Source organism: Streptomyces sp. NPDC002144 (genome assembly GCF_053593695.1).
Genome location: NZ_JBSFDB010000076.1, coordinates 19,106 through 28,472, shown reverse-complemented (window position 1 = coordinate 28,472; position 9,367 = coordinate 19,106). Strand labels below are relative to the sequence as shown.

The 9,367-nt window shown below is 69.0% G+C and carries 8 protein-coding genes; 2 read left to right on the top strand and 6 right to left on the bottom strand.

The window, feature by feature from the left end; translation table 11 throughout:
* Nucleotides 1-996: biotin/lipoyl-containing protein (locus ACWCQ1_RS47595; protein ID WP_451029548.1), on the top strand; the 996-nt coding region annotated here is incomplete at its 5' end.
* A 201-nt stretch (nucleotides 997-1,197) separates the two neighbouring features.
* Here ACWCQ1_RS47595 and ACWCQ1_RS47590 read toward each other — a convergent pair.
* From ACWCQ1_RS47590 to ACWCQ1_RS47565, 6 genes are all read right to left on the bottom strand, one after another.
* Nucleotides 1,198-1,569, bottom strand: a complete 372-nt coding sequence (locus tag ACWCQ1_RS47590) for a nuclear transport factor 2 family protein (protein ID WP_133050073.1) — start codon at nucleotides 1,567-1,569, stop codon at nucleotides 1,198-1,200.
* A gap of 47 nt (nucleotides 1,570-1,616) precedes the next feature.
* On the bottom strand, nucleotides 1,617-2,864 hold the full coding sequence (locus ACWCQ1_RS47585; RefSeq protein ID WP_133050072.1) for a cytochrome P450: 1,248 nt from the start codon (nucleotides 2,862-2,864) through the stop codon (nucleotides 1,617-1,619).
* Nucleotides 2,865-2,898: 34 nt separating this feature from the next.
* Nucleotides 2,899-4,173: a cytochrome P450 gene (locus ACWCQ1_RS47580; protein WP_451029547.1), complete on the bottom strand. Its 1,275-nt coding sequence runs from the start codon at nucleotides 4,171-4,173 to the stop codon at nucleotides 2,899-2,901.
* 32 nt (nucleotides 4,174-4,205) lie between these two features.
* On the bottom strand, nucleotides 4,206-5,903 hold the full coding sequence (locus ACWCQ1_RS47575) for an acyl-CoA dehydrogenase family protein (RefSeq protein ID WP_451029546.1): 1,698 nt from the start codon (nucleotides 5,901-5,903) through the stop codon (nucleotides 4,206-4,208).
* 183 nt (nucleotides 5,904-6,086) lie between these two features.
* Nucleotides 6,087-6,431, bottom strand: a complete 345-nt coding sequence (locus tag ACWCQ1_RS47570; protein WP_133050069.1) for a hypothetical protein — start codon at nucleotides 6,429-6,431, stop codon at nucleotides 6,087-6,089.
* 269 nt (nucleotides 6,432-6,700) lie between these two features.
* Nucleotides 6,701-7,426, bottom strand: coding sequence for a TetR/AcrR family transcriptional regulator (locus ACWCQ1_RS47565; protein ID WP_133050068.1), 726 nt, complete (start codon nucleotides 7,424-7,426; stop codon nucleotides 6,701-6,703).
* Between the two features lie 276 nt (nucleotides 7,427-7,702).
* Here ACWCQ1_RS47565 and ACWCQ1_RS47560 point away from each other — a divergent pair, with 276 nt between their 5' ends.
* A complete protein-coding gene (locus ACWCQ1_RS47560) occupies nucleotides 7,703-9,214 on the top strand; it encodes a GMC family oxidoreductase (RefSeq protein WP_451029545.1) in 1,512 nt (503 codons plus the stop codon).
* The last annotated feature ends 153 nt before the right edge of the window (nucleotides 9,215-9,367 follow it).

Below are 9,367 nucleotides of genomic sequence, written 5' to 3'. Positions count from 1 at the left end.
GCGATCCTGAAGGAGGCCGCCTACGAGGGCGCCGGCACGTGTGAGTTCCTGGTCGGCCAGGACGGCACGATCTCCTTCCTGGAGGTCAACACCCGTCTGCAGGTCGAACACCCGGTGACCGAGGAGGTCGCCGGCATCGACCTGGTGCGGGAGATGTTCCGCATCGCCGACGGCGAAGAACTCGGTTACGGCGACCCGGAGCTGCGCGGGCACTCCTTCGAGTTCCGCATCAACGGCGAGGACCCGGGCCGCAACTTCCTGCCCGCCCCCGGCACCGTCACCACCTTCGAGGCGCCCTCCGGTCCGGGTGTGCGGCTGGACGCGGGTGTCGAGTCCGGCTCAGTCATCGGCCCCGCCTGGGACTCCCTGCTGGCCAAGCTGGTCGTCACCGGCCGCACCCGCAAGGAAGCCCTCCAGCGCGCCGCCCGCGCCCTGGACGAATTCACCGTCGAGGGCATGGCCACGGCCCTTCCCTTCCACCGCGCGGTCGTCACCGACCCGGCCTTCGCCCCCGAACTCACCGGTTCCGACGCTCCGTTCACCGTTCACACCCGCTGGATCGAGACCGAATTCGCCAACGAGATCAAGCCCTTCGCCGCCCCGGCCGACGCCGAGACGGACGAGGAGTCCGGCCGCGAGACGGTCGTCGTCGAGGTCGCCGGGAAGCGCCTGGAGGTCTCCCTGCCCGCCTCGCTCGGCATGACCCTGGCCCGCACCGGCCTGGCCGCCGGGGCCAAGCCGAAGCGCCGGGCCGCCAAGAAGTCTGGGCCCCTCGCCTCCGGCGACACCCTCGCCTCCCCCATGCAGGGCACCGTCGTCAAGGTCTCCGTCGAGGAGGGCCAGGAGGTCAAGGAGGGCGAGCTGATCGTCGTACTCGAAGCGATGAAGATGGAACAGCCCCTCAACGCCCACAAGTCCGGCACCATCAAGGGCCTGTCCGCCGAGGTCGGCGCCGCCGTCAGCTCCGGCGCCCCGATCTGCGAGATCAAGGACTGACGCACATGGACGTACGAGACCGCTTACCGATGACGGAAGACGACGTGGTCCACCCCCCGCCACCACCCGCCTGGCGCCTCGCCGGTGAGGACGAGGACGACAGCGACCCGCACATCGTCCGGGGCATCGACTGAGCACTGCCACCACGCACAGGACCGCCGGGCCGTTCGGCCCGGCGGTCCTGTGCGTGGTGGGTTGCGGCTAGGAGAAGAAGCCGTAAAGCCGCCGCACCTTCCCGTTCTGCACCGCGATGAAGTCGTGGCCGACGGCCAGCGGCGCACCGTCGGCCGGGCCGACCTGCCAGCTGAACCTGCCCAGGTTGTGGTGCGCGCTCACCTCGCTCGCCAGCGCGAACACGCCACCGGCCAGCTGCTTCTGGGTCTCCGCGATGTAGGCGTCCAGGGCGGCCCGTCCCTCGGTCTGCACGTTGGGGTCGGCGTACTCGACGTCCTCGGTGAACAACTCCTCGATCACGGCCCGGCGTTCGTCGCCGTCGACGACGTTCCAGGTCTCGATGTACCGCTTCACCACGGTGGTGATGTCCACGGCGGACATGTCGCTGTCACTGCTCACGTGCCGGGTCTCCTCTTTCCTCTGTTCTCGGAAGGCGTTCTCTGGTGTCAGGACGCGGTGCGCGGTCGGATCGTCACCGGCAGCTCGGCCAGGCTCCGGATGGCGAGGGCCCCGTTGGTCGGCGGGGTCTCGGTGCCCAGCTGAACGTCGTACTGGACGAGGGCATTGAGCGAGACCTCGATGACCAGCTTGGCGATCGGGGCGGCCACGCAGTAGTGGATGCCGTGTCCGAAGCCGAGGTTCCTCGTGCCGCGCCTGGTCAGGTCGAGGCGGTCGGGCTGCTCGTACGCCTCAGCGTCGCGGTTGGCCGCGCCGAGCAGCATGAAGACCTCTTCGCCGGCCCGGATCGGGACGCCGCCGACCTCGGTGTCCTCGAGCGCGGTCCGGTTGATCAGCTGCACGGCGGAGTCGTACCGCATGAGCTCCTCCACCGACCCCGCCCCCTCCTCGGGGTGATTGCGGTACCACTCCAGCTGGTCGGGGTTGCGCAGCAGGGAGAGCGCCGCCAGACCCATCGCGGCCTGCGGTGCGCTGAACCCGGCGAGGAAGATGTTGGCGACGGTGGTGAGCAGCTCGATCTCGCTGAGCCGCTCGCCGTCCTGCTCGGCCAGGACCAGTTCGCTCATCAGGTCGTCGACCGGCTGGGCGCGGCGCTCGGTGATCAGTTCCTCGGCGATGGTCACATAACCGTCGCGGGCCTTGAGCCGGTTGGCAAGGGCCTCGGGCGAGAGGGTGTAGGCCGGGTCGAGGCCGCGGCCGGCGTCGTTCGCGTACTCGATGCACTGAGCGAGGTACTTCTCCGGGACGCCGACGAGGATGTTCAGCACACCCGCGCCGAGGGGCCGGAACAGCGCGGAGGTGAGATCGACCGTACCGAGCGCGGCGGCCTCGTCGGCCGCCTGGGCGACCAGCTTGGCCGCAAGTTCCTCCGCGGGCTGCCGCAGCCGCTCGATGGCGCGTGGGGTGAACGCCTTGTTGACCAGGGCCCGGATGCGGGTGTGGTCCGGTGGGTCCATGAACATCACCGCGGGCCGCAGGCCCTCGGGGGTGGGTATCAGCGTGTCCTGGTAGCCGGCGCCCTCACCGCGGCCCAGCTTGGGGTTGCGCAGCACGGCGTGGACGTCCTGGTAGCCGAGGACGGCCACGCCGGCCCCGGTGCGGATCACCGATCCTTCGTCGGCGCGCAGCCTGGTGTAAGTGGTGTACGGGTCGGAGTGGAAGGCGGGATCGAACGGGTCGTAGGGCAGGACCTCCGGGAGGTCCTCGGCGGCCGCGGTCTCCACGGTCTCGGTCATGTCAGGAATCCCGTCTGGGTCTGGAATGGGATGGTCAGCCGGCGTCCGTGTGCGCAACCAGTTCCACCGGCATGTCGAGGATCACGGTGTGCTTGTTGTTGGGGGCGTGGACGACGGGTCCGGTGAGACGGATCTCCGCGACGTCGTCCAGCAGGGCTTCCAGGAAGAGCCGCATCTCGAGCCGGGCGACCTGGTCGCCGAGGCAGAAGTGGGTGCCGGTGCCGAAGGAGAGGTGGGGGTTGTGGGTGCGGCTGATGTCGAAGGCCGACGCGTTGTCGAAGACGTCCTCGTCGCGGTTGGCGGACGGCCACCAGAAGGTGACCTTGTCGCCGGCCTTGATGTGGTGCCCGTGCAGCACGACGTCCCGGGTGGCGGTTCGGCGGTTGTACGGGTTGGGCGGGGCCCAGCGCAGGATCTCCTCGACGGCGCGGGGCAGCAGCGAGCGGTCCTTGCGCAGGGCCTGCCACTGGTCCGGGTGCTGGGCGAGGGCGAGGACCCCGCTGGCGATGGTGTTGCGCGGCTGCTCGAAGCCGGTGATCAGGATGAGGACGGCGTTGGCGTCCCGCTCCTGGTCGGTGAGCGGTGGCTCGCCGTGTTCCGTTTCGATGGCGCAGCGGGCGAGGACCGTGCCGAGGTCCTGCGCGGGTGCCGCGCGCTTACGGTCCAGCAGGTCCTTGAAGTAGGCGGACATGGCGTGGAAGACCTCGGTCGAACCGGCGTCGACCGTGCCGGTCAGCCGGTTGACGAACCCGAGGTTGAGACGGCCCCAGTCCGCGAGCATGCCCCAGTCCTCCCGCGGGGCGCCCAGCAGCAGGGACACGGCGCGCAGGGCGTAGGGCTCGCTGAGGTCCTTCATGAAGTCGACCCGACCGCCCCGCTCCAGCGCACCGGTGAGCAGTTCCCCGGCGATCTCGCGCAGCGGTCCGGCCAGGCCCTCGGCCACCTCGCCGGTGACGGCGGGCCGCAGCAGCCGTCGGATCAGGTCGTGACGCGGGTTGTCCATCATGGCGAACAGCACGCCCGCGTGGACGCCGATGGGCAGGTCGTCCAGGTGGGAGCCGCCGCCGACGCGATCGCCGCCGCCCTGGGCGGAGAAGTCGGGGGAGGCGGCAGCGGTCACGATGTCGGCGTGCCGGGTCAACACCCAGAATCCGTCACCGTCCATGGTCCCGCCGCCGGGGTGGAAGAGGACGGGCGCCTGTGCGCGCAGCCGGGCGAACAGGTCGTAGGGAACTCCGTCGGCGAACCGGGACTGGTCCGAAAGGTCGAACCCGCCCAACACCTGGGGAAGTTGGCGGTCGGTCGTCATGTGGTCCTCTCGGGTGCGGCGTCGGCCGCCCATCAGTGACGGACGAGTCGGTCGTGGGCGCCCGCCAGCCAGCGGCGGCTGATCTTGGCGTGGTCGGGCTCGGTCGCAGTGCGCAGCCGGGCGACGAGCCCGGCGAGCCGCTGGCGCGCCTCGATGCTGTACACGTCGGCGAGTTCCTGGTCTTGCCACGGCTCGTCGCCGGACGGGGTGTCGTCGGAGGCGGCGCGCGCCAGTACGGCGACGGCACTGAACAGTTCGCCCGCGATACGGCCGAGGAGGACGACCGTATGCTCCTGGGCGTACAGCTGCTCGGGGTCCGGGTACCGGCGCACCAGGCCGACAGCGATCTCCCGCGCGCTGTGCACGAGGCGTACGAGGGCCCGCAGATGGTCCTGGTTGGCCGGCGACAAGCCGGCGGCCCCGGTCTCCATCGCCTCGGTGGCGGTGGGCGCGTCGGCGTAGTACTGCGCGAGCAGCATCCGCCCGAGCTGGTTGTCGAGCTGGAAGTCGACGTTGCCGGCGACGCGCAACCCCCGCGCGTCGCGGAAGGCGCGTTCCAACGGTACGGCGGCAGCGCCGCGGCGCACCTTGCTCGCGACCGTCTCGAAGCCCTCGCCGCCGTGCAGGGACACAGTCCGGTCGACGATCCGCCAGGCCCCGCGGACCAGGAGGTTCTTGGTCACGAACCGCTCGAACCAGCGATCGGTCAGGCCCGGGGCGACGAGGCTCCAGCGCACCGCCGACTCCATGGCGTACACGTCGGCGAGGGTGGCCGTGACGAGGCGCTGGATCTCGTCGTACTCGCCGAGCGGGCGGCCGTCGATGGTGCGCCGGGCGATGAACTCCCGTGACCAGGCGAGGCAGTTGCGGGCGATCGCCATCGCGGGTGCTCCGGTGAAGTGGATCCGGCCGAGCAGCGCCACGAGGCCCACCAGCGGCGGTAGCTGGTCGCCCGTGGGATCGAGGAGCACCTGGCCGGCCGGGACGAACACGTCGTCGAAGCGCAGCGACGCATTGGGCAGACCCCGGCTGCCCATGAACTCCACGCGGGGCCCTATGGAGAACCCCTGGGTGCGGGTATCGAGGAAGAAGGCGCCGACCTTGGGCGCACCGTGGCCCGGCACGGTCGCGGACACCGCGATCAGGTCGGCGACGGGGCCGTTTCCGGTGAAGAGCTTGTCACCGCGCAGGAGATAGCCGCCGTCGGTGGGGGTCGCGGTGAGCGTCTTGCGGGCGTTGTTCTGCCCGGAGCGGTCGGTGTCGCCGAAACCCGAGACGGTGCCGGCGGCGATCCGTTCGCTCACGAACTCCCGCAGCGGGCCGGGCGGCAGGGCCGGAAGCATCGCCGCCGCGCCGACCCCGTTCTGGATGGCCACGATCTGCCCGACGGGCACGGAGTGCGCGCAGGCCTGGGCGATCACGCGGAAGGCGCTGTACGGCGGCAGTCCGAGGCCCCCGAGTTCGGGCGGGACCACGAGCCTGAGGTAGCCGCGCTCCTGCAGGTCGTCGAGGAGCCCGTCGGGCAGGACGCGAGTGTCGTCCACCTCGGTGGCGTCGACACGCTGCGCGAAGAACTCCGCGGCCTCGGCGACCAGCCGGTCCGCGAGTTCCTCCTCGGCACGGCTCTGCCGGGGAAAGTCCCGCCAGGAGTTCCAGTCGACACGCCCGCTCAATAAGTCCGTCAGGAAAGAGTGCGGTGCGGTTTCACCATCGGATGCTGCGGCGGTCATCGGCGAATCCTCTTTCGGTCGACGCGCGGCACTCGAAAAGCTAGTGACGCTCGCCCCCTATCGCCAACCCCAGTTCTGCGGTGACACCCACCCCTATTTTTCGGAGAACACCGTATGGGCCGGACGCACTGAACGCGTCCGGCCCATACTGGATCGGTATCAGGGGCCAATGGCCCGGCCTGCTCAGCCGAAGAAGTTGTACGCCAGCTCAATGACGCCGCTGTCGAGCTGGAGGACGCCGTACCCCTTGGCGATCGGCTCGGCGGTGGGGCCGAGGTGCCAGGTGTAGAGCACGGCGTCGTTGTGGGAGCCGATGATCGTGGTCAGGTCGAGCGGCAGGTCACCGAGCTTGCCGCGGGCCGCGCCGATGGCCTCCACGATGGCGTCCACACCCTCGGCCACCCAGTCAGGGTCGATGATCTTGGCCTTCTTGCCGAAGATCGACTCAAGCGTGGCCTTGCGGCTGTCCGCATCGAAGTCGTTCCACGCCTTGAAGTACGTCTCAACGATCTGAGTGACATCGCTCATGGGAAAGGCCCTTCCGAATACAGGTAGGAACCCCGTGGAGGAGGACTTCCTCCACGGGCACCCCGGGCCTCGTGGCCACGGGTGAGCGCACATCGGCCGACAAAAAGTACACGCCGTTCAGTTGCACTACGGCTAACGGTAGCGCAACGCCGTTCACTGTCAAGTACGATGATTTTCCGGCCGGTTGACCAAAAACAGGCCACAAAAAACAGTGCTGGGACCACACCCGAAGGTGCGGTCCCAGCACTGTGCGAAGGAACCCGGCGGGGTCAGTCAACCACGGCGGTGACGGGCGCGGTGAGGCCCAGCAGATGCGTGAGGTCGACCAGTTCGGCGTGGTAGAGCTTGGCCGGATCCTGCACCTGGGGCCGCAGGTGGCCGTAGATCTCGAGCGAGACGAGCCCGTGCACTCGCCCCCACAGCCGCATCGCCAGGGCGACGGCACACGGATGCAGGTCGGGGAAGGCCGAGCGCACCGTCTTGATGAACTCGGGATCGTAGTCGTCCCAGGTGTAGCCCTCGTCGGCATGCAGCCGCTGGGCCCAGGGCCAGGCCGAGACCACGACTCCGGTCAGCGCCGTGCAGGCACGGTGCTCGGCCTCGGCCGCGGGACCGCACAGGGGGACCTGGTAGTCGGGCACGGGGTCGCCGTAGACGAGACGGAACTCCTGCGGATTGGCCACCGCCCAGTTCCGGTACGCCTGCCCGTACGCCATCACCTGGGCGACCGGACCCCCGGGCGCGGCTGCGACGGCCTCCTCCAGCGCCTGCGCCAGGGAGTTGTAGACGTCGGCGATGAGCGCCGTGATCAGGTCGTCCCGGGTGTCGTAGTAGCTGTAGATGGCGCCGGCGGTCATCCCCATCTCACGAGCGATCGCGCGCAGGGACACGGCTGCCGTGCCGTTCTCCGCCATGTGCTTCAGCGCGATCGTCTTGATCTCCTGGGCGGCTTCTGCGCGGAGGCGTTCTCGTCTGCTCGGTTTCGGGTCTGCCATGGCGCCATCGTAACAGCGTAAAGTACGGTAGCCGCTGATCAGCTATTGATCACCGTGTACTTTCTACGTGCCACATGGCGCCATCCACCTCGCCGCTACCAACGCAGGACCCCTAGCGATGGCCGCTCGGAGCCCGCTGCGGGGACACGATCTAGGGGTTGCCCCTAGGGGTGCGTCTTCCCATACCTTCGGCTCGCGGAAAACCGACGGAATTCAGACGGCGCGGCGCGACGCCATTGCTGAAAACGCTCTCTGCAACTCCTCGAAAGGGTGGAAATGGTCAGTTCGACTACGGAATGGGATTACATCGTCGTCGGTGGCGGTGCCGCCGGGTCGGCCCTCGCGTCGAGGCTTTCCGAGGATTCATCGGCGAATGTGCTCCTACTGGAAGCAGGAAAGGACATCCGGCCGGCGGACCGCCCGCAGAATTTCACCGGTCGTGAATTCGACCTGGACATGGCGGCACAGCCCGACTTCTGGTGGCACAACCTGCAGACGAGGATCCACCCCACGCTCGACCCGATCCCCTTCCAGGCCGGCCGGGGCATCGGCGGCACCTCGCAGGTGAACGGGCTCTTCTCCATCCGAGGTGTGCGCGACGACTTCGACCGGTGGGTCGCGCAGGGCGCGGCGGGCTGGTCGTTCGACGAGGTCCTCCCGTACTACCGGAAGCTGGAGGACGACCTCGACTTCCCCGACACCCCCTACCACGGGCGGGGCGGCCCGCTGCCGATCTTCCGGGAGCCCCAGCAGAACTGGGGGGGCGCCGACAACGCCTTCCGGGACGCAGCGCTCGATCTCGGTGTCGCCTGGCACGACGACACCAACGCGCCGGACGCGACCGGCCTGTCCCCGTTCGCCATGCACATCCGCGACGGCAAGCGGGTGGCGGCAAACGACGGCTACCTGGAGCCCGCCCGCGGACGCGCCAACCTGACCATCCGGGGTGAGGCGCTGGTGGACAGCGTCACCTTCACGCCCGGAACAAAGGTGGCTACGGGGGTACGGCTGGCATCCGGAGAGAGGATTCCGCTCGCTCCGGGTGGCGAGGTGATCCTCTCCGCCGGCGGCACACTGTCCCCCGCCCTCCTGGTGCGTTCGGGCATCGGCACCGCCGAGGACCTGGCAGCGCTCGGTGTCGACCAGGTGGTCGACCTCCCGGTGGGCCAGGAGCTCACGGAGCACCCGTTCATCGTCCTCGCGCTGCCCATCCCGCTGGAGAAGGCGGCAAGCCCGTTCGGGCGAACCGTGAACGTCACCTGGCGCTACTCGTCGGGTCTCGCCGACGCCGGCGCCAATGACATGATGATCATCCCGAACAACGGCTGGCTTGGCATCCCCGGCATCTGCATCTGGCAGATGCACGCCGTCAGCCGCGGCAAGCTGCGCTTCACCTCGCGCGACCCGCTCGCGGGAGCCTTCGTGGAGATGCGCATGCTCACCGAGCAGAGCGACACGCTGCGCGCGAAGGACGCCCTGGAACGCGTCGGCGAGCTGGTGAACCACCGTGCCTTCGCGGACATCCTGGCCGACAAGCCCGAGCTGCCCTCCGCCGAGGAACTGCCGAATGTGACGTTCGCCAGCCATCACGTGGCCACCACGGCCCGGATGGGTTCACCGGACGACGCGACGACGGTCGTCGATCCCGAGTGCCGCGTCCTCGGCGTCGAGGGTCTGCGCGTCATCGACCAGTCGGTCATGCCCGAGGTCATCCGCGGCAATCCACTGCTGACCGTACTGATGCTCGCCGAGCGCATGGCGGACCGGATCAAGGCAGCTCGCACCTGATTCTGGCCATGCGGGGCCAGGCCCGACGCGTCTGACCCATACACCGTTTGACAGTCGAGCACCGTTGAGCCAGACTCCAGCGTGTTGTTATTGAACACCGTGTACTCAACCGATTCCTTGAACACCGTGTACTTCAACGTCGCTCATCGCCGC